Source organism: Pseudomonas sp. LS2P72, from assembly GCF_054897865.1.
On sequence record NZ_CM142708.1, the window covers coordinates 2,985,512 to 3,002,753 of the forward strand.

A 17,242-nucleotide genomic window follows, 5' to 3' on the forward strand; every position below is an offset into this window, starting at 1 on the left:
TTATTTTTCCTCCAGCAGGTGGGTGTCGAAGTCGGTCCGCAGGGCGTCGATGCCTTCCAGGCGATCGGCCAGATCCTGACTGCGCAGGGTCAGGCAGGCAATCAACGCCTCGACCTGGGCCAGCGCCGGAACCAGGGTGTCGAAGGCCGATACCGATTCCACCGGCGCACTGATAATCAGGTCGGCCATTTCCCGCAACGGTGAAGCATAGATGTCGGTGAACAACACCACGCGTGCATATCGACTTTTTGCCGCATTGGCCACGCGCAGGGCTTGTGACTGGTAGCGGCGATAGTCGAATACCAGCACCACGTCCTGACGCTGCACGTCGAACAATCGGTCGGGCAGTTGCGCATTGTCTTCCAGGGCGAAACAGCCCCGACGCAGCAGGCGCAAGTGGTTGAGCAAATAACTGGCGAGGAAACTGCTGAAGCGTCCACCGAAGCAATGCACTTGATGGCGGGTGTCGAGCAACCATTCCACCAGAATCCGCACATCTTCAGGTTGAGTCAGCGCATGAGTGTCCACCAGCGCTCGATGGCTGTGCGCCAGATATTGGCTCCAGGCATCGCCTTTCTGAAGATGAGCACGGGGTTGCAACAGGGTGCTGGGGGAGCGGAGGCGCTGGTCCATGTCGCTGAGCAGGGCGTCCTGGAAATCGGCATAACCGCTGAAGCCCAGTTTTTTGACCAGTCGCACGATGGTGGGATCGCTGACACCGGCATGTTCGGCCAAACGTGACATCGGCCCCAGTCCGTTACGTGGGTACTGGTCCAGCAAGGCACGGATGACTTTGCGTTCCGACGGCGTAAGTTCCAGGCCGGTATCGGTGATCAGGTCTCTGAGAGAAGGCATCCGGGCTCCTGCTGGATGGATATGTCGGTTTCATTTCATAAATTGCTAAAACAGTATTTATGTAGTGGACTCAACATGTCTAGTGAATTTTTTCATGGTTTTTTAAAGCCCCAAAACAGAGCGAAAAGCCCGTGGGACTTGGGCTACACGGAAGGCGACTGAGCTTGTAGGTTATCGCCCATGGTGGTGTCGGATATCACCGTTTTTTTCAGGTGTGTGTGAGTGAGAACCCCTGTTTGCTGGATCAAACGAAACGCCCTGGATCGCGCTTCTTGCGGCACAATTGGGTAATTGTTTGCGGCGTGTTGCCGTTTTCCATTCCATCGACAGAGTGATCCTTCGTGCAGGCAACCCGTTTGACCTTGATGTGCCACGCTCGAACTGTCGCACAAAAATTGTCGCGTTTTCCTACGAGTGAGCCCATAGAGATGGATTGGCAGTCGGCAAAGGGATCGCGTCGCGCTCAGTTCAAGGGGACGCCACGATTGATGTGTGGACCTGAACTGCGAACCCGGCAGACTGCCGAGCTGTTCGGCAGCGACGTGGAGATCGTCGAGGCATTGAGGGATTGCGATTTCGGGCAATGGAACGGCGCGCGGATCGACGATCTGCAAAAATCCGCCGCCCAAGCGTTGCAGATCTGGCTCGATGATCCGAATTCGGCGCCCCACGGGGGCGAGTCGGTGGTGCATCTCGGTGAGCGGGTAGCCGCCTGGCTGAAAACGCTGGAGGCCGCACCGGGCCACATCGTTGCCATCACCCATCCGTTTGTCATACGCGCCGCGCTGATGCAGGTGCTGCAAGGCGCAGCGTTCAACCTGATTGACGTTGAACCGCTGTCGGCCATCGAGTTGCGGTTCAACGGCCGCTGGCGCTTACGCTTGCTGGGCACTGACCCTGAGGGAACACGTTGATGAAAAAACTTCTGGTCATCGGCATCGGTGCCGGCAACCCCGACTACATCACGATGCAAGCCGTGAAAGCGCTGAACCTCGTCGATGTGTTTTTCCTCATGGACAAGGGCCAGAGCAAAGACAAACTGATCGACCTGCGCCGCGAGATCTGCGAGCGCTACATCACCGATCGCGACTACCGTTTCGTCGAAGCCCACAGCCCGGAGCGCGAACGCGGGGATGTGGACTACAAGGCCAGCGTGGAAGACCTGAACCTGGCCAAGCAGCAGACCTTCGAACGGTTGATCAGCGAGGAAATGACTGACGACCAGTGCGCCGGTTTTCTGGTGTGGGGCGACCCGGCGTTGTACGACAGCACGATCCGGATCTTGCAGGCGATTCTGGCCTCGGGCCGGTGCGTCTTCGAATTTGAAGTGATCCCCGGCATCACCAGTGTCCAGGCGCTGGCGGCGCAGCATAAGGTGCCGCTGAACCGCATTGGCCGCTCGATTGAAATCACCACGGGCCGACGGCTGGCAGCGGGGCAGGTGAGCGATGCCGACAGCCTGGTGGTGATGCTCGATGCAGAAGATTCCTACCATCGGGTGGCGGACCAGGAGACAGAAATTTACTGGGGGGCCTACTTGGGGACGGCGGATGAGATCTTGATCAGCGGCAAGCTCAAGGAGGTGGCGGAGGAGATCGAGCGAGTGCGTAAGGCGGCCCGGTTGGCCAATGGGTGGATTATGGACACCTATCTGCTGCGTAAACCTTGAGTGCACTGGTGACTGGGCTGACCTCATCGCGAGCAGGCTCGCTCCCACAGTTGACCGAGTTGTATTGACGGACGCGGTCTATGTGGGAGCGAGCCTGCTCGCGATGAGGCCCTCAAATACACCTCAAATTATTGCTTTAACCTCCCGCCCAAACCGCTCCCGATACACCGACGGCGGCACCCCGACCACGCTGCGAAATGCCACCCGAAAACTCTCTACCGAGCGATAACCGCAGCGCTGGGCAATCTGGTCGGTGTTCTGGCTCGTGCTCTCAAGCAGCTCGCGGGCCCGGCCCAGGCGCTCATGCTGCAACCACGCCTTGGGCGGCATGCCGGTGGCTTCAGTGAAGCGGCGCAGAAACGTCCGTTCACTCATGGCCGCCTCACTCGCCAGCTCGCGAACCTCCAGCGGTTCATGCAAACGCTCGCGTGCCCACTGCATGACGCGGGATAAATCGCTACGAGGCGTAGGACTGACCGGTGTCGGAATGAACTGCGCCTGACCGCCAGTGCGTTGTGGCGACATCACCAGCCGCCGCGCCACTGAGTTGGCCACTTGCGTACCGAAATCCCGCGCCACCAAGTGCAGACAGGCATCGATGCCGGCAGCGCTGCCGGCCGAGGTAATCAGTTGACCTGAATCGACATAGAGCACGTCCGGGTCCACCAGAATGTTCGGAAAACGCTCAGCCAACTCAGCGGTGTAGCGCCAGTGCGTGGTGGCGCCTCGACCGTCGAGCAAACCGGTGGCCGCCAGCACGAACACGCCGGAGCAGATCGACAGCAGCCGCGCACCCCGCGCATGGGCCTGGCGCAGGGCCGCGATCAATGCCTCCGGCACCGGAGCGCTGCGATCGCGCCAGCCGGGAATGATGATGGTCCGGGCTTCTTCGAGCAGCTCCATGCCGCCATCGGCCAGTACCTGAATGCCGCCCATGGCACGCATCGGACCTTGATCAACGGCGGCGATCCGGTGCTCGTACCAAGGGAAGTCGAACTCCGGACGGGCCAGGCCGAAGATCTCCACGGCGATGCCAAATTCGAACGTACAGAGGCCGTCGTAGGCCAGAATCGCGACCAATCCAGGGGTGGGCTGCATTTGGCGGAAAGTTCCCGGTGAGTGTCTTGTGCGCCACTGTAGCCGCAAGCGTCGGGCGGATAAAGTCTTCTCACACCCACACAGACTTTGGAGTACAGCCCATGACCAGCCTGGTCCGCGAGATTCCCGCCGCCCCATCGGCCATCGCCCTGATGCATTTCAGCAACCGTCTGACCTTCGAAACCGACTGTTCCGACGTCCACGGCAGCCAACAGGCCGGCGAGGTGGATTTTGTCCTGGTGGACGTGCGCGGTCCGCTCGCGTTCGAGCGTGGCCATGTGCCGGGAGCGATCAATATTCCGGGGCGACTGCTGAGCGCTGAAGGTCTGGCGGCCTACCCGAAAACCAGCGTGTTCGTGGTGTATTGCGCCGGGCCTCACTGCAACGGCGCCAACAAGGCTGCTGTGAAACTGGCGGCGCTGGGTTACCCGGTCAAGGAAATGATCGGCGGGGTGACCGGGTGGCGGGATGAAGGGTTTGAGTTGAGTGTCGCGGTGCAACGGCCTGCCAGCACCGTGATCGGTTGCGAATGTTGATGTAGTCGAAAAGATCGCAGCCTCGTTTCACTCGACAGCTCCTACAGGTCTACGTGATCGCCTGTAGGAGCTGTCGAGTGAAACGAGGCTGTGATCTGTTGATCTTGCTTCTAAACGGATGCCCACCACCCATCCAGCGTCGCCTGCAACCATTCCAACACCGCTGCATAAGCGGCGCTGTCCTGCGGCCCCCGAGGCAACGGCGATTCATCGTCAAAATGCGCATTGAGTGTTGCCACCGATTCAGCCGTCCACTCCGGATGAAACTGCAAACCCACTCGCGTCGGCCCGACGCAATACATCTGCTGCTCGCACTGATCACTGCTGGCCAGCAACTGCGCGTTTGGCGGCAGGTCGATGGCGTCTTCGTGCCATTCCAGCACCCGCAACGTCTGGCCATCGACAAAGGTCACGGGCGTCCAACCGGTTTCGGTTCGATCCATTCGCCGCACATTCCCGCCCAGACCCAACGCCAGCAACTGCGCCCCCAGACAAATCGCAAACACCGCCGCGCCTTGATCCAGGCTGCCCGCCAACCACTGACGTTCGGCTTCCAGCCAGGCCGGCCCGCCGTTGGACTCATAAGGCCCGCCCAACAGAATCACGGGGGCTGCACTCACTGGCGGCAACTGGCCGAGGTCGGCGCGAAACACGTTCAGGGTCAGACCTCGGGACTTAGCCCAGTCGGCAATAGCGCCGGGACCTTCGGCGGGGTGGTGCTGGATCAGGTTCAACGTGGGCATAAGGGCTCTCTTGTAGTTTTTGCTTGTAGGTTTTGTCTGAAAAAAGGGCGTGTCCTACAGTCTTTGCACCGGCTTGGCGCACGCTTCAAGGGACTTGAATCCGCCGGCCACTTTTCTATAAGTATTTGTCGCTTAAACACAATTGACCCTCCTTGAGCCGCTCTAGACTGCCGACCACTTCGGTGCTCTCCAATCGGAAGCCGCAACCGAATGCTAATCGAAAGCTGCCAATAAAAGTCTCCGCACACAGGAGTTATAAATGAAGAAGCTAGTGATGTTCGGTGCCCTGGCACTGTCGATGTTGTCCCTGACGGCTGTGGCCGAAGACGCCAAGCCGATCCGCCTCGGTATCGAAGCCGGTTACCCGCCATTCTCGATGAAAACCCCTGATGGCAAACTCACCGGCTTCGACGTGGACATCGGCGACGCGCTGTGCGAGCAGATGAAAGTGAAGTGCACCTGGGTCGAGCAAGAGTTCGACGGCCTGATCCCGGCCCTGAAGGTCAAGAAAATCGACGCGATCCTGTCGTCCATGACCATCACTGACGATCGCAAAAAGAACGTCGATTTCACCATCAAGTACTACCACACCCCGGCGCGCTTCGTGATGAAGGAAGGCACCGACATCAAAGACCCGTTGACCGAACTCAAAGGCAAGAAAGTCGGTGTGCTGCGCGCCAGTACCCACGACCGCTTCGCCACTGAAGTGCTGGTGCCGGCCGGTATCAATCTGGTTCGCTACGGCTCGCAGCAGGAAGCCAACCTGGACATGGTCGCCGGTCGTCTGGACGCGATGCTGGCCGACTCGGTCAACCTGGACGACGGCTTCCTGAAAACCGACGCCGGTAAAGGTTTCGCTTTCGTAGGCCCGACCTACGAAGACGCCAAGTACTTCGGCGGCGGCGCCGGTATCGCGGTGCGCAAGGGCGATACCGCCCTGGCAGAAAAATTCAACACCGCCATCACCGAAATCCGCGCCAACGGCAAGTACAAGCAAGTGCAAGACAAGTACTTCGACTTTGACGTTTACGGCCAGTAATCACGCCGTTCAAAAAAGTGGCAACCGTTGACGCGGTTGCCACTTTTTTTATGTTCTCTCTGTTGAAATGAGATCCCTGTGGGAGCGAGCCTGCTCGCGAAAGCGGTGTGTCAGGCAAAAAACTTTCCACTGGAAAACCGCATTCGCGAGCAGGCTCGCTCCCACAGGTGATTTTCGCCGTTCAGATATTCAGGAGTTTCCATGCAACGCATCGACCATTCACTGCCCTGGAGCCACCTGGGCACCGAACGCACCCTCAGCGTGTTTCGTTATGGCGCGGGCACTCGCAAGGTCTACATCCAGGCCAGCCTGCACGCTGATGAACTGCCGGGCATGCGCACGGCGTGGGAACTGAAAAAGCGTCTGGCCGAACTTGAAACCCAAGGTCAGTTGCAGGGCGTGATCGAACTGGTCCCGGTGGCCAATCCCATCGGCCTCGATCAACACCTGCAAGGCAGCCACATGGGCCGCTTCGAGCTGGGCAGCGGCAAGAACTTCAACCGCTCCTTCGTCGAACTCAGCGCACCGGTGGCCGAGTTGATCGGTGATCGCTTGGGCAGTGACGCGGCTGCCAACATTGCGCTGATTCGCCAGACCATGGGCCAGGTACTCGACGGTTTGCCGGCACCGGCCTCGCAGCTTGAAGCCATGCACCGCTTGCTGCTGCGCCACGCCTGTGAGGCCGACATTACCCTCGACCTGCATTGTGATTTCGACGCGACGATTCATCTGTATGCCTTGCCGCAACACTGGCCGCAGTGGCAATCCCTGGCGGCGCGCTTGAAGGCTGGGGTGGCGTTGCTCTGTGAAGACTCCGGCGGCAGCTCATTTGATGAGTCGTGTTCAACGCCGTGGTTGCGCCTGGCCAGGGCTTTCCCTGAGGCCGCGATCCCGCCGGCCAACCTGGCGACGACGCTGGAGCTGGGCAGCATGGGTGATACGCGAGTCGATCAGGCTCAAGCCAATTGCGAGGCGATTCTCGGCTTCCTCGCCGAGCAGGGTTTCATCAAAGGCACTTGGCCCGCGGCACCGAGCGAATGCTGTGAAGGCATGCCGTTCGAAGGCACCCAATACCTGTTCGCGCCGCATCACGGAGTCGTCAGTTTCCTGCGCGATTCGGGTGAGTGGGTGGAGATGGGGGATGCGCTGTTTGAAGTGGTCGACCCGCTGAATGATCGAGTCACCACGGTTTGCGCCGGGACCAGTGGCGTGTTGTTTGCCATCGATCGCGGGCGCTATACGCAGCCGGGCAACTGGCAGGCGAAGGTCGCGGGGCGCGAGCCGATTCGGGTCGGAAAACTCATTAACGATTGAGGATTGTCGCCGTTTCCCAGGGCCTCTTCGCGAGCAGGCTCGCTCCCACAATAGAAATGCGTTCCCCCTGTGGGAGCGAGCCTGCTCGCGATGGCGGCATCAGCAGCACCGAATATGCCCGGCAAGCTTCACAGTGTTAGGCTCTGCCCCGAATCCTGCGCTCTGTGAAGGAAGGTTTATGTTGAAGTTTCTCGCTCTGCTGACACTCCTGGCGTCCGCCGCCGTCCACGCTCAAACCCCGCTGCAAACCGATCTGCCGCTCAAGTACCTGGAGCAGGCCAACCCCGAATCGCGCAATCAGCCCCTGGTGATTTTCCTCCACGGTTACGGCAGTAACGAGCAGGATTTGTTCGACATCAAGGATGAGTTGCCCGCGCCCTACAACTACCTGTCGGTGCGGGCACCGATGGTGATAGAGGAGGGCCGTTATCAGTGGTTCCGCCAGAAAGGTGATGGCGCCTACGACGGTGAGACGGATGATCTGAAGACCAGCGGCGCCGTATTGCTGGATTTCGTCGCACAGGCGGCGAAGAAATATCACACCGAACCGAACAAGGTATTCCTGGTGGGTTTCAGCCAGGGCGCGATGATGTCCTACGAGGTGGCCCTGCGTCATCCCGAGGCGGTGGGCGGGATCGCAGCGTTGAGCGGGCGGATTCTGCCGGTACTCAGATCCGAACTGAAACCGGATGAAAAACGCCAGAAGCTGGCGATTTTCATTGGTCATGGCACCGCGGACACGCTCCTTTCCTACAATGACGGCACGGACGCCGACAGCCTGTTGCAGAGCCTGTCACTCAAGCCTGAGTTTCATGCCTACCCTGGCGTCGGTCACAGCATCAGTGCTGTCGAAATGCAGGATTTGAGCGCCTGGTTGCAGCGCCTCAATCGCTGATTGTTACTTGCCGGAGACGATCTGTTTGACCAGCGTCTCGTGACCCGCATTGTCGCTGAGACGGGAAATCACCTGAACGATCGCCATGCGCGTGTTGGACGCGGCCATCACTGTGGTGTCGAGGGTTTTGCCGCCGCCCTGGGTGGCGGTGCTGTCGATCTGCCGCAGCCCCAGGCCGGTGCCTTTCTGGGTCAGGCTTTTTTCGCTGAGCTTGGTGAAGTCCGGGAGCGCGGTGGCTTGTTGAGTGGCGAAGTCAGACGCCACGGAGTCGAGGAACTGACCGTCGTTGTCTTTGACGTTGAGGCCGCCGGGGATGGTGTTTTCAGCGGCGATCACCACGGTTTTCGTCGCTTGATTGGTGTACATCGTGCCCGTGGCCCCGGCGGTGCCGGTGGCCGCGTCCCCGGCAGGCAACGGGTTGGCGACGAAGCCTTTAGGCAGGGTGAACGTGAACTTGCCGCCGAGCATCGAGACTTTCTGTGCGGGCGCGGTAGCGCTGGCAGTGGCTTTGGCGGCCTGCGCATTCAACGCTCCGAGACTGGCAACCGCCGTCAACAACAGGACAACGGCTTTTTTACTCAACAATGACATTCAAAAACTCCAGGGAATGGTCGGTCTCGCGGTGGGGGGCGATCATCCCATGGAGGTTATCGTGCATTCCAGCGCAGTTTAACGGGGGGTCATGTTCCTTTGGTCAGCGCAGGGAATCAGATCCAACCAGCCGTTGCTATACGTCATCGGCCTGGCCCTCCGTCACCCAGTTAATCCCGCGCTTCGGGCCGCCACTCAACCAGCATCGCGCTTATTGCGCTTGGCTTCGAGAAGGGATCGCATATCAGCCATTACCTGTTCGTGCGGGACATTCGGGCGTGGATCATCGAGCGACGCCTGCACTTTGGCACGGAACCAACGGTCGTAGCTGGCGGCCTGCTCTTCGGTTTCAAACGCTGAAACGATAGGGGAAAGTTCGACGCTCATAGAGTGACCTCCGGGATCAATACCTAGCCGTCTAATCGGTAGGTGGCTCACTGCCGCGGGTGTCAAGATGACGCGCGCCCAGCCAAGCTCCACGTGACCCCATCTCTACCTGATGGGCGCAACCACACTAAACCTCTCGCTTGCCACAGCCAACCCCTAATAAATGTCGGACACCTCCTCAATTTTATGAGTGCTTTCACGCGTTTAACGTGCGTGTTTAAGGACACCCGCTGTTACGTCCTAACGGCTACAACGCCTTGCGCCGTTGCCTACGCGTACGCCAGAATCCGCTGGCTTGTGCGGCTGTGGGGCGGGCTATATCGTTTGCTGGTCACTGCAAAACAGTGATCGGGTTTGGTAGCCCGTTACGAAGTCGCATGGCAACACCTTATGCAGTCTCTTTTCGGGACTCTGCTTTTATGGTGGTCATGCGTGGGGCTCCATTGTGAGCGCCGGGTTTTTCCAACTTCGACCGGTCTACCAACCCACGTATGGCCGCCACCCTTCGTTTGGTAGCGAGGGTGATGGCTCCTAAGTATTGCAAGTTGGAGCTTCATCTATGTTCGAAGTTACGCCCAACCCCCCGAATACCCGTCCGGTACCCTACGACGTCTTTCGTGATCTTGACCCCAAGAAAATGGAAGAGGCGGCCGACCGCGCACTCAGCTTCGGTGGATGACGAAACGTTGCTCGTCGAGGCCTGCGAATCGTTGGCATCAGCCAGCGCCATGGTCAACGATCTCACCGACGTAACGGACGGCCCACGACGCCAAACGATGCTGGTGCTGCAACGGGTCATCATGTTGGGTGAGTTAGCGGTCAATCGATTACTGGACAACCACAAGCCTGGGTAGTCGCCAGGCGGGTAGCGAGGGCGCTTGCGCCCTCGCTGTTTAGCCGCATTCTGCGCGAGGAACGGGCGACCTTCCTGGCCCGATGGCATCAAGCAGCTTAGCGTTTGATCGCCGTCCGTCCAGCGTCCGGCGCCGCGCTCGCCGGCTTGGCCAACAAGCGCTTGGTCACCCCGAGCATCCCCACTGATACCACAACGCCCAGAGCGAACGCGCTCAAACCCATGTCTGGCAAGGCCAGCGCCAACACCAGGCAAAACGCGGCGAACGAATACATCCCGGTCGCGGTGGCCCGCAACAATGCAGCGGTAAACGCCGGGCCGCGGGTTTGCTGGGAGAACACCGCCATCACGCTGCCCAGCACCGGGAACACCGCGAGCAGGCCGCTCCAGCGTTCGCCAACGGTGCTGGCCAACAACGTGACTGCGAGGGTCAGCAGGGCACCGGCAATCATGCGCAACAACAATTTGTCGGACTTCGGCGCCGGGCCCGAAACGATCGGCTGTACCGAGGGAAACAGATACGGCGCCGCCAGCAGAGCGGTCGCGGCGGCGATCACCGAGAACACCAGGGACGGCGGAATCAATGACAGCACAACGGCCGCCGTGGCCCAGACCAACAGCGAAATCACCAGCGCCCACGGCCACTTCGCGCGTTGTGCAACCTGAGCGTAGGTCACGCAAAAGGCAATCATCGCGAACATCGCCGATAGGGCTGCCGTCGCCGATTGAGCGGCAAACACCTGGCCCTGCTCGATGGCGAGAAAGAACAGAATCGGCCCAACCACCACCGGCAACCCCGACAGCCAACCGGCGACACTCGGTCCCCAGCGTTTACCGGCCAGGGAAATCAGCAAGAGAAATCCTGGGATGACCAGCAGTTTAAGTATCAGCACGCACGCGTCTCCGACCTGAGTGGGGCGCTAACGTTAGCACTGCGGACGTAGGATTGCTCTAGGAATGAGGAGATTTTGTATACAAAGCATACGGCTAGAATAATTGTACAAAATGATGCTTTGCGTATAAGTTTTTAGCAGATACCCATGTTGAAAAGAACTCGATGAACAGACCCCGATTACGCCTGTATTACGGTGTGTTGTTGCTGGGATTGTCAGGCACTCAGGCCTTGGCTAGTTGGCAGGAGGCATTGCCCGGTGCGCAGATCATCGGCACCGGCGAGTTTCGGGTGTTCGGGTTCGATGTCTACAACGCTCGGCTCTGGAGTGCGGCCCGGCCCTTGGCGCCGGACCAGCCGTTTGCCCTGGAACTGATCTATCAGCGCAGCATTTCCCGCGATGATCTGGTGCAGGCCAGTGTCGATGAAATCAAGCGGTTGTCCGGCGCCTCGGTCAGCAACGAGCAACTCGAGCGCTGGAAGGTGCAGATGCAACAGTCGTTCGTCGATGTAAAAGCCGGCACCCGCATTACCGGCGTTTATTTGCCGGGGCAGGGGGCGCGGTTCTTTGTCGGCCAGCAGCCGCAACACGAAGTGAAAGACCCGCAATTCGCCCGGGCCTTTTTCGATATCTGGCTCGACCCACGTACACGTAATCCCGAGTTGCGCCAGCAGTTGCTGGGCAGCGCCAAGCCTTGAGGTGCATGACATGCTGAAGAATCTGCTGTTGGTGTTGTGCGTCTGCCTGGCCGGTTGCAGCGTCGATGTGCAGCGCTACAGCGAGCAAAACCCCAAGCTCGATCTACCCGGGTTCTTCGTCGGGCGAGTGGATGGCTGGGGAATGTTCCAGAAGCGCTCGGGCGAGGTGATCAAGCGCTTTCATGTGCTGATCAACAGCCGAATGGACGGCCAGAACCTGATCATGCATGAAGCCTTTACCTACAGCGATGGCACCCGGCAGACCCGCGTCTGGACGTTGTACCCGGACGGCCCTGGCCGTTGGCGCGGTACGGCCGGCGATGTGGTCGGCGAGTCCCGCGGTGAGGTCGCCGGCAACGCGCTGCACTGGCGCTATGAACTCAACCTGCCGGTGGACGACAAGGTCTACCAAGTGCATTTCGACGACTGGATGTACTTGCTGGACGAAAACACCATGGCCAATCGCTCAGCCATGACCAAGTTCGGTGTTGAGTTGGGCCAGGTGACATTGTTCTTCCGCCGCCACGGCGCCTGATACCCGAGCATCTTCCCCTTGGGCGCATGGGCTGAAACGTCTAAGCTGCGCTTTTCCACCCGTCGACGGATGTTTGCGTGAAATTCAGTTTGCCCAAAACCGCCACGGCGCCGTTCTGTCCGCCGGAAGTGGCCGGCAGCGTTGCCGTCGATCCCCGCGCCTCGTTCTTCAACCGGATGCTGCGCTTTGCCGTTCCTGGCTTGCTGGTTTCCATCGGCTACATGGACCCGGGCAACTGGGCGACCGCCATCGAGGCCGGCTCGCGGTTTGGTTACAGCTTGTTGTTCGTGGTGCCGCTGGCGAGTCTGGCGGGGTGAAATTTGCCTGACGACCAGACAAAAAGAACCCGGTGCGATGTGAATCGCACCGGGTGTTTTGCCAGGCGGCGAACGGATATTCGTGGGTCCCCGCGCCGTCTGTTGAACGCTTTACGCCCGCTCGATCGCCAGTGCCACGCCCTGACCACCACCGATGCACAGGGTGGCGAGGCCTTTCTTGGCGTCACGCTTGATCATTTCATGCAGCAAGGTCACCAGCACTCGGCAACCCGACGCACCGATCGGGTGGCCCAAGGCGATAGCGCCGCCGTTGACGTTGACCTTGTTCAGGTCCCATTCCAGGTCCTTGGCCACCGCCAGGGATTGTGCGGCAAAGGCTTCGTTGGCTTCGATCAGGTCGAGTTGGTCGATGGACCAGCCGGCCTTGTCCAGGCAACGACGAGTCGCGCTGACCGGGCCGATACCCATGATCGCCGGGTCGACGCCCGCATTGGCGTAAGCGGCGATTTTCGCCAGTACCGGCAAGCCCAGAGCCTTGGCTTTTTCCGCGCTCATCAGAATCACCGCAGCGGCACCGTCGTTCAGGGACGAGGCGTTACCGGCAGTCACCGAACCGTCCTTCTTGAAGGCGGGTTTCAGTTTGCCCAGGGAGTCGGCGGTGGTGCCGGCCCGTGGCTGTTCGTCAACCTGGAAGGCGACCGGATCGCCCTTGCGCTGAGGAATCAGGATCGGCGTGATCTCATCGGCAAAACGCCCGGCTTCGATGGCGGCCGTGGCTTTCTGCTGCGAGGCTGCGGCGAAGGCGTCTTGCTGTTCGCGAGTCAGGCTGTACTTCTCGGCCAGGTTCTCGGCGGTGATGCCCATGTGGTAATCGTTGAACGCATCCCACAGGCCGTCGCTGATCATGGTGTCGACGATTTGCGCGTGACCCATGCGCAGACCGGTGCGAGCGCCCGGCATGACGTAATTGGACAGGCTCATGTTTTCCTGGCCGCCGGCAATGATCACGTCGGCATCGCCGCAGCGAATTGCCTGAGTGGCCAGATGCAGTGCTTTGAGGCCCGAGCCGCAGACCTTGTTCAGGGTCATCGCCGGCACGGTAAACGGCAGGCCAGCCTTGATCGCGGACTGGCGCGCAGGGTTTTGCCCGGCGCCGGCTGTCAATACCTGGCCCATGATCACTTCATCGACTTCAGTAACGTCCAGACCGGTTTGCGCCAGCAACTGACGGATCACCGCAGCACCGAGGTCAACCGCGGACACGTTGGCCAGGGCACCCTGGAAACTGCCAATGGCGGTACGGGTGGCGGCGACAATGACGACTTCTTGCATGGAATGATTCCTCACTGGGCAGCGAACTGCATTTGCGGAACGTGATCCGGCACGATCAGTTTACCGGCGGTCTTGGCGACAATCTCCTCGACGCTGACGCCCGGTGCACGTTCCTTGAGAATGAACGCGCCGTTTTCGATTTCCAGGTAAGCCAGGTCGGTCAGCACACGCTTGATGCAACCGGCGCCGGTCAGCGGCAGGCTGCATTTGGACAGGAGCTTGGACTCACCGTCCTTGGACGCGTGGGTCATGATGACGATGATGTTGTCTGCGCCGGCCACCAGGTCCATCGCGCCGCCCATGCCCTTGACCAGTTTGCCGGGGATCATCCAGGAGGCGATGTTGCCTTCCACGTCCACTTCAAAGGCGCCCAACACCGTCAGGTCGACATGACCACCGCGAATCATCGCGAAGGACTCGGCCGAGGAAAAGATCGACGCGCCGATACGTGCGGTCACGGTTTGTTTGCCGGCGTTGATCATGTCGGCATCGATGGTTTCTTCAGTAGGAAAGGGGCCCATGCCCAGCAGGCCGTTTTCCGACTGCAGCATGACTTCCATGCCTTCAGGAATGTAGTTGGCGACCAGGGTCGGAATGCCGATGCCCAGGTTCACGTAGAAGCCGTCCTGCATTTCGCGGGCGACGCGTTGAGCCATTTGTTCGCGGGAAAGTGCCATTGTTGTTATTCCTTCATTCGGTCCGGGGGCAGGGGATCACTTACGCACGGTGCGCTGTTCGATGCGCTTCTCGAACGTGCCGCAAATGACCCGGTCGACGTAGATGCCAGGGGTGTGGATCTGCGACGGGTCCAGCTCGCCGGGTTCGACGATTTCTTCGACTTCGACCACGGTAATCTTGCCGGCAGTGGCGGCCAGCGGGTTGAAGTTCTGGGCGGTGTGGCGGTAGATGACGTTGCCGAAATGGTCGGCTTTCCAGCCTTTGACGATGGCGAAGTCACCGGTGATGGACTCTTCCATCAGGTACTGGCGGCCATGGAATTCGCGGACTTCCTTGCCGTCGGCAACGGGAGTGCCGACGCCGGTGGCGGTGAAGAACGCCGGGATGCCAGCGCCGCCAGCGCGCATTTTTTCGGCGAGGGTGCCTTGGGGGGTCAGGACCACTTCGATTTCGCCTTTCAGCAGTTGGTCTTCGAACATTTTGTTCTCGCCGACGTAGGAGGCCACCACCTTGCGGATCTGCCGGTCTTCCAGCAGCACGCCGAGGCCGAAACCGTCGACGCCGCAGTTGTTGGAAACCACGGTGAGGTCACGTGTGCCTTTGCGCTTGATCTCGGCGATGAGGTTTTCCGGGATCCCGCACAGACCGAAGCCGCCGGCGATCACGGTCATGCCGTCTTCAAGACCTGCCAGGGCTTCCTCGTAGGAACTCACGCGCTTGTCGAAACCTGCCATATGCACCTCTTTTATTCTTTGTGGGCGGCTGGCTAGCCGTATGGGATAGAAGTGTCTCGCCGCAGTATTCATTTGTTAAGTTGATTTTTAAGGTTGATTGATAGATAAAACTCACTAATAACCCCTGTGGGAGCGAGCCTGCTCGCGATGGCGATTTCAAGGAAGCCATCGTGGGCAAGCCGTGCTCCTGATTACTGGAGCAACTCGCACATGACAGTCAAGCAGATCAGGGCGTTTTTGGCCGTGGCCCAGAGTTTGAGTTTTGCCGTGGCCTGCGAGCGGCTGCACCTGTCGCAATCGGCCTTGAGCCTGACCATCAAGGCGCTGGAGGAAGGGCTGGGCGGGCGCCTGTTCACCCGCAACACGCGCAATGTCGCACTGACCGCGGAGGGAGAATCGCTGATGCCATTGGCGCGTCGCCTGATCGCTGACTGGGACAATGCCGAGGATGAGCTGCGACAACGATTTACCCTCCAGCGCGGTCGCGTGACGCTGGCGGCGATGCCCTCATTCGCCGGCAACCTGCTGCCACCGATCCTGAAAACCTTCCGCTCGCGTTATCCCAAGGTCAACGTCACGGTGAATGACGTGATCAACGAGCAGGTGCTGGAGATGGTGCGTGACCGGCAGGTTGAGCTGGGGGTGGCGTTTGAACCGAACCAGAGTTCGTCGCTGGCATTCACGCCGTTGTACATGGATCGTTTCGTTGCCGTGGTGCCGAAGGATTCTCCTTTTGCCGAACGGGAAGACATCGATTGGCAAACCTTGCTCAAGGAACCGTTCATCACCTTGCAGCGACCGTCGACGGTTCGGGTGATGCTTGAAGAGCACTTGCAGGCGCGTGGGATGAAATTGCCGGTGGAGTTTGAAAGTCATCAGTTGGCGACGGTTGGGCGGATGGTGGCGAGCGGGTTGGGGGTGAGTGCGGTGCCGGCGTTGTGTGTCGGGCAGATGCTGGAGCTGGGGGCGCGGTGCATTACCTTGCGCGATCCGGTGGTGGAGCGGGCGATTGGGGTGTTGACCAAGCCTGGGGTTGAACTGTCGGCGGCGGCGCAGGCGTTGTTCGACATCCTCAAAGAAGAAAACCTCGGCCAACGAGTTTCTCTGCCCTGATCACGGTCACCTGTGGGAGCGAGCCTGCTCGCGAAGAGGCCGGCACATCCGACATCAGTGTTGACTGATACTCCGCTATCGCGAGCAGGCTCGCTCCCACAGGGTTTTAGGTTGATCAGGACGAGCGGCGCTGAGCCAACAATGGCAAAAGCTGCTCGCATGAAGCCTCAATTTTCAAATCGAGGAGGTCATCCGCCCGAGTCTTCCCCAGATTAATCGCAATCAACGGTTTCCCCTGATCCGCCACCGCCCGGCACAACCGAAACGCCGAATACGCCATCAACGAAGACCCCACCACCAGCAACCCCGCAGCCTTTTCGACCGCCGCCATTGCTTTGGCCGCCGTGGCCTGCGCCACGTTCTCGCCAAAAAACACCACATCCGGTTTCATCCGTTCACCCGCGCAATGCGGGCAATGCGGCACCTGAAACCGCGCCTCAAACGCTGCATCCAGCAGCGTGTCGCCGTCCGGGGCTTGCACCGCATCCACGCCGACCAGATACGGATTCTGCGCTTCCATCAATTGCTGGATCGAATCCCGTTCGCTGCGCTTGCCGCAGTCCAGGCACAACACCCGGTGCAAGCTGCCGTGAAGTTCGATGACGTCATGGCTGCCAGCCTGGTCGTGCAGGGTGTCGACGTTTTGAGTGATCAGGCCGCTGATCTGCTGCGAATTTTGCAAACTGGCCAAGGCCTCGTGGGCCACGTTCGGCTGAGCCTGGCGCACCCGCGGCCAACCGAGCATCGCCCGCGCCCAGTAGCGACGCCGGGATTCGGGGGCGGAGAGGAATTCCTGATACATCATCGGTTGCCGGCCGCGCCGCACGCCCTGGTTGTCGCGGTAATCCGGAATGCCCGACGGAGTGCTGATGCCCGCGCCGGTCAGGACCACAAACGGCTGGTCGGCCATTAACTGCTGAAGGCGGTCGAGTTGTTCGCGGATGGGGCTGTCGAGCATGTTCAACACTCCGATGGACCATTGCCGACAACCCTGTAGGAGC

Annotated in this window: 19 protein-coding genes and 2 pseudogenes; 11 read left to right on the top strand and 10 right to left on the bottom strand. The window is 60.0% G+C overall.

Translation table 11 applies throughout. The annotated features are described in order from the left end of the window. Positions 1 to 855 carry a MurR/RpiR family transcriptional regulator gene (locus ACYZUA_RS13715; RefSeq protein WP_461963518.1) on the bottom strand — a complete coding sequence of 285 codons (855 nt, stop codon included), beginning with the start codon at positions 853 to 855 and terminating at the stop codon, positions 1 to 3. 341 nt (positions 856 to 1,196) lie between these two features. On the opposite strand from ACYZUA_RS13715, the gene ACYZUA_RS13720 reads away from it, so the two are divergent. Continuing rightward, positions 1,197 to 1,769, top strand: coding sequence for a histidine phosphatase family protein (locus ACYZUA_RS13720; protein ID WP_461963519.1), 573 nt, complete (start codon positions 1,197 to 1,199; stop codon positions 1,767 to 1,769). After that, entirely contained in the window at positions 1,769 to 2,524 is a 756-nt protein-coding gene (gene cobF, locus ACYZUA_RS13725; RefSeq protein WP_461963520.1) for a precorrin-6A synthase (deacetylating), read from the top strand. The genes ACYZUA_RS13720 and cobF overlap by 1 nt, the downstream gene beginning before the upstream one ends. Positions 2,525 to 2,647: 123 nt before the next feature. On the opposite strand, the gene ftrA is transcribed toward cobF, so the two are convergent. After that, complete coding sequence (ftrA, locus tag ACYZUA_RS13730) at positions 2,648 to 3,622, bottom strand: transcriptional regulator FtrA (protein ID WP_461963521.1); 975 nt, start codon at positions 3,620 to 3,622, stop codon at positions 2,648 to 2,650. A 101-nt stretch (positions 3,623 to 3,723) separates the two neighbouring features. Between ftrA and ACYZUA_RS13735 the strand changes: the two genes are divergently transcribed. Continuing rightward, positions 3,724 to 4,158, top strand: coding sequence for a rhodanese-like domain-containing protein (locus ACYZUA_RS13735; protein WP_461963522.1), 435 nt, complete (start codon positions 3,724 to 3,726; stop codon positions 4,156 to 4,158). A gap of 110 nt (positions 4,159 to 4,268) precedes the next feature. Here ACYZUA_RS13735 and ACYZUA_RS13740 read toward each other — a convergent pair whose 3' ends face one another. Then, positions 4,269 to 4,901 carry a type 1 glutamine amidotransferase gene (locus ACYZUA_RS13740; protein ID WP_461963523.1) on the bottom strand — a complete coding sequence of 211 codons (633 nt, stop codon included), beginning with the start codon at positions 4,899 to 4,901 and terminating at the stop codon, positions 4,269 to 4,271. Positions 4,902 to 5,160: 259 nt separating this feature from the next. Between ACYZUA_RS13740 and ACYZUA_RS13745 the strand changes: the two genes are divergently transcribed. The 3 genes from ACYZUA_RS13745 to ACYZUA_RS13755 all read left to right on the top strand — a co-directional run bounded on the left by ACYZUA_RS13745 (position 5,161) and on the right by ACYZUA_RS13755 (position 8,149). Beyond that, positions 5,161 to 5,940, top strand: a complete 780-nt coding sequence (locus ACYZUA_RS13745; RefSeq protein ID WP_056746669.1) for an ABC transporter substrate-binding protein — start codon at positions 5,161 to 5,163, stop codon at positions 5,938 to 5,940. A 201-nt stretch (positions 5,941 to 6,141) separates the two neighbouring features. After that, the gene (locus ACYZUA_RS13750) at positions 6,142 to 7,254 is read left to right on the top strand and encodes a succinylglutamate desuccinylase/aspartoacylase family protein (RefSeq protein WP_461963524.1); all 1,113 of its coding nucleotides are present in this window, start codon (positions 6,142 to 6,144) and stop codon (positions 7,252 to 7,254) included. A 178-nt stretch (positions 7,255 to 7,432) separates the two neighbouring features. Beyond that, positions 7,433 to 8,149, top strand: coding sequence for an alpha/beta hydrolase (locus ACYZUA_RS13755; protein WP_461963525.1), 717 nt, complete (start codon positions 7,433 to 7,435; stop codon positions 8,147 to 8,149). Between the two features lie 3 nt (positions 8,150 to 8,152). Here the strand turns inward: ACYZUA_RS13755 and ACYZUA_RS13760 are convergent, their stop codons facing one another. Continuing rightward, positions 8,153 to 8,740: a hypothetical protein gene (locus tag ACYZUA_RS13760; RefSeq protein ID WP_461963526.1), complete on the bottom strand. Its 588-nt coding sequence runs from the start codon at positions 8,738 to 8,740 to the stop codon at positions 8,153 to 8,155. Between the two features lie 195 nt (positions 8,741 to 8,935). Then, positions 8,936 to 9,127: a type II toxin-antitoxin system RelB family antitoxin gene (gene relB / locus ACYZUA_RS13765; protein WP_461963527.1), complete on the bottom strand. Its 192-nt coding sequence runs from the start codon at positions 9,125 to 9,127 to the stop codon at positions 8,936 to 8,938. 559 nt (positions 9,128 to 9,686) lie between these two features. On the opposite strand from relB, the pseudogene ACYZUA_RS13770 reads away from it, so the two are divergent. After that, positions 9,687 to 9,981: pseudogene (locus tag ACYZUA_RS13770) on the top strand (DUF6124 family protein). A 97-nt stretch (positions 9,982 to 10,078) separates the two neighbouring features. On the opposite strand, the gene ACYZUA_RS13775 reads toward ACYZUA_RS13770, so the two are convergent. Next, the gene (locus ACYZUA_RS13775) at positions 10,079 to 10,873 is read right to left on the bottom strand and encodes a hypothetical protein (RefSeq protein ID WP_461963528.1); all 795 of its coding nucleotides are present in this window, start codon (positions 10,871 to 10,873) and stop codon (positions 10,079 to 10,081) included. Positions 10,874 to 11,037: 164 nt separating this feature from the next. Here ACYZUA_RS13775 and ACYZUA_RS13780 point away from each other — a divergent pair, with 164 nt between their 5' ends. The 3 genes and pseudogenes from ACYZUA_RS13780 to ACYZUA_RS13790 form a co-directional block, all read left to right on the top strand. After that, on the top strand, positions 11,038 to 11,571 hold the full coding sequence (locus ACYZUA_RS13780; protein ID WP_461963529.1) for a chalcone isomerase family protein: 534 nt from the start codon (positions 11,038 to 11,040) through the stop codon (positions 11,569 to 11,571). Between the two features lie 10 nt (positions 11,572 to 11,581). Next, a complete protein-coding gene (locus ACYZUA_RS13785) occupies positions 11,582 to 12,106 on the top strand; it encodes a DUF3833 domain-containing protein (protein WP_461963530.1) in 525 nt (174 codons plus the stop codon). 128 nt (positions 12,107 to 12,234) lie between these two features. Beyond that, a pseudogene (locus ACYZUA_RS13790) lies at positions 12,235 to 12,420 on the top strand (Nramp family divalent metal transporter); the annotation flags it as partial. 114 nt (positions 12,421 to 12,534) lie between these two features. Here the strand turns inward: ACYZUA_RS13790 and ACYZUA_RS13795 are convergent. The 3 genes from ACYZUA_RS13795 to ACYZUA_RS13805 are packed head-to-tail and all read right to left on the bottom strand — an operon-like array spanning position 12,535 to position 15,128. Continuing rightward, complete coding sequence (locus ACYZUA_RS13795; protein ID WP_461963531.1) at positions 12,535 to 13,716, bottom strand: acetyl-CoA C-acetyltransferase; 1,182 nt, start codon at positions 13,714 to 13,716, stop codon at positions 12,535 to 12,537. Positions 13,717 to 13,727: 11 nt separating this feature from the next. Continuing rightward, a complete protein-coding gene (locus ACYZUA_RS13800; protein WP_461963532.1) occupies positions 13,728 to 14,393 on the bottom strand; it encodes a CoA transferase subunit B in 666 nt (221 codons plus the stop codon). A 36-nt stretch (positions 14,394 to 14,429) separates the two neighbouring features. Then, on the bottom strand, positions 14,430 to 15,128 hold the full coding sequence (locus ACYZUA_RS13805; RefSeq protein ID WP_461963533.1) for a CoA transferase subunit A: 699 nt from the start codon (positions 15,126 to 15,128) through the stop codon (positions 14,430 to 14,432). Positions 15,129 to 15,338: 210 nt separating this feature from the next. On the opposite strand from ACYZUA_RS13805, the gene ACYZUA_RS13810 reads away from it, so the two are divergent. Further along, on the top strand, positions 15,339 to 16,241 hold the full coding sequence (locus ACYZUA_RS13810; protein ID WP_461963534.1) for a LysR substrate-binding domain-containing protein: 903 nt from the start codon (positions 15,339 to 15,341) through the stop codon (positions 16,239 to 16,241). A 115-nt stretch (positions 16,242 to 16,356) separates the two neighbouring features. Here ACYZUA_RS13810 and ACYZUA_RS13815 read toward each other — a convergent pair whose 3' ends face one another. Continuing rightward, complete coding sequence (locus ACYZUA_RS13815) at positions 16,357 to 17,199, bottom strand: NAD-dependent protein deacetylase (protein ID WP_461963535.1); 843 nt, start codon at positions 17,197 to 17,199, stop codon at positions 16,357 to 16,359. Positions 17,200 to 17,242: the final 43 nt, after the last annotated feature.

Bases quoted from the DNA above. Each gene is read 5' to 3' on its own strand.
- ACYZUA_RS13715 (WP_461963518.1), bottom strand. From the start codon at position 855: ATGCCTTCTCTCAGAGACCTGATCACCGATACCGGCCTGGAACTTACG.
- cobF (WP_461963520.1), top strand. From the start codon at position 1,769: ATGAAAAAACTTCTGGTCATCGGCATCGGTGCCGGCAACCCCGACTAC.
- ftrA (WP_461963521.1), bottom strand. From the start codon at position 3,622: ATGCAGCCCACCCCTGGATTGGTCGCGATTCTGGCCTACGACGGCCTC.
- ACYZUA_RS13735 (WP_461963522.1), top strand. From the start codon at position 3,724: ATGACCAGCCTGGTCCGCGAGATTCCCGCCGCCCCATCGGCCATCGCC.
- ACYZUA_RS13740 (WP_461963523.1), bottom strand. From the start codon at position 4,901: ATGCCCACGTTGAACCTGATCCAGCACCACCCCGCCGAAGGTCCCGGC.
- ACYZUA_RS13745 (WP_056746669.1), top strand. From the start codon at position 5,161: ATGAAGAAGCTAGTGATGTTCGGTGCCCTGGCACTGTCGATGTTGTCC.
- ACYZUA_RS13750 (WP_461963524.1), top strand. From the start codon at position 6,142: ATGCAACGCATCGACCATTCACTGCCCTGGAGCCACCTGGGCACCGAA.
- ACYZUA_RS13755 (WP_461963525.1), top strand. From the start codon at position 7,433: ATGTTGAAGTTTCTCGCTCTGCTGACACTCCTGGCGTCCGCCGCCGTC.
- ACYZUA_RS13760 (WP_461963526.1), bottom strand. From the start codon at position 8,740: ATGTCATTGTTGAGTAAAAAAGCCGTTGTCCTGTTGTTGACGGCGGTT.
- relB (WP_461963527.1), bottom strand. From the start codon at position 9,127: ATGAGCGTCGAACTTTCCCCTATCGTTTCAGCGTTTGAAACCGAAGAG.
- ACYZUA_RS13780 (WP_461963529.1), top strand. From the start codon at position 11,038: ATGAACAGACCCCGATTACGCCTGTATTACGGTGTGTTGTTGCTGGGA.
- ACYZUA_RS13785 (WP_461963530.1), top strand. From the start codon at position 11,582: ATGCTGAAGAATCTGCTGTTGGTGTTGTGCGTCTGCCTGGCCGGTTGC.
- ACYZUA_RS13795 (WP_461963531.1), bottom strand. From the start codon at position 13,716: ATGCAAGAAGTCGTCATTGTCGCCGCCACCCGTACCGCCATTGGCAGT.
- ACYZUA_RS13800 (WP_461963532.1), bottom strand. From the start codon at position 14,393: ATGGCACTTTCCCGCGAACAAATGGCTCAACGCGTCGCCCGCGAAATG.
- ACYZUA_RS13805 (WP_461963533.1), bottom strand. From the start codon at position 15,128: ATGGCAGGTTTCGACAAGCGCGTGAGTTCCTACGAGGAAGCCCTGGCA.
- ACYZUA_RS13810 (WP_461963534.1), top strand. From the start codon at position 15,339: ATGACAGTCAAGCAGATCAGGGCGTTTTTGGCCGTGGCCCAGAGTTTG.
- ACYZUA_RS13815 (WP_461963535.1), bottom strand. From the start codon at position 17,199: ATGCTCGACAGCCCCATCCGCGAACAACTCGACCGCCTTCAGCAGTTA.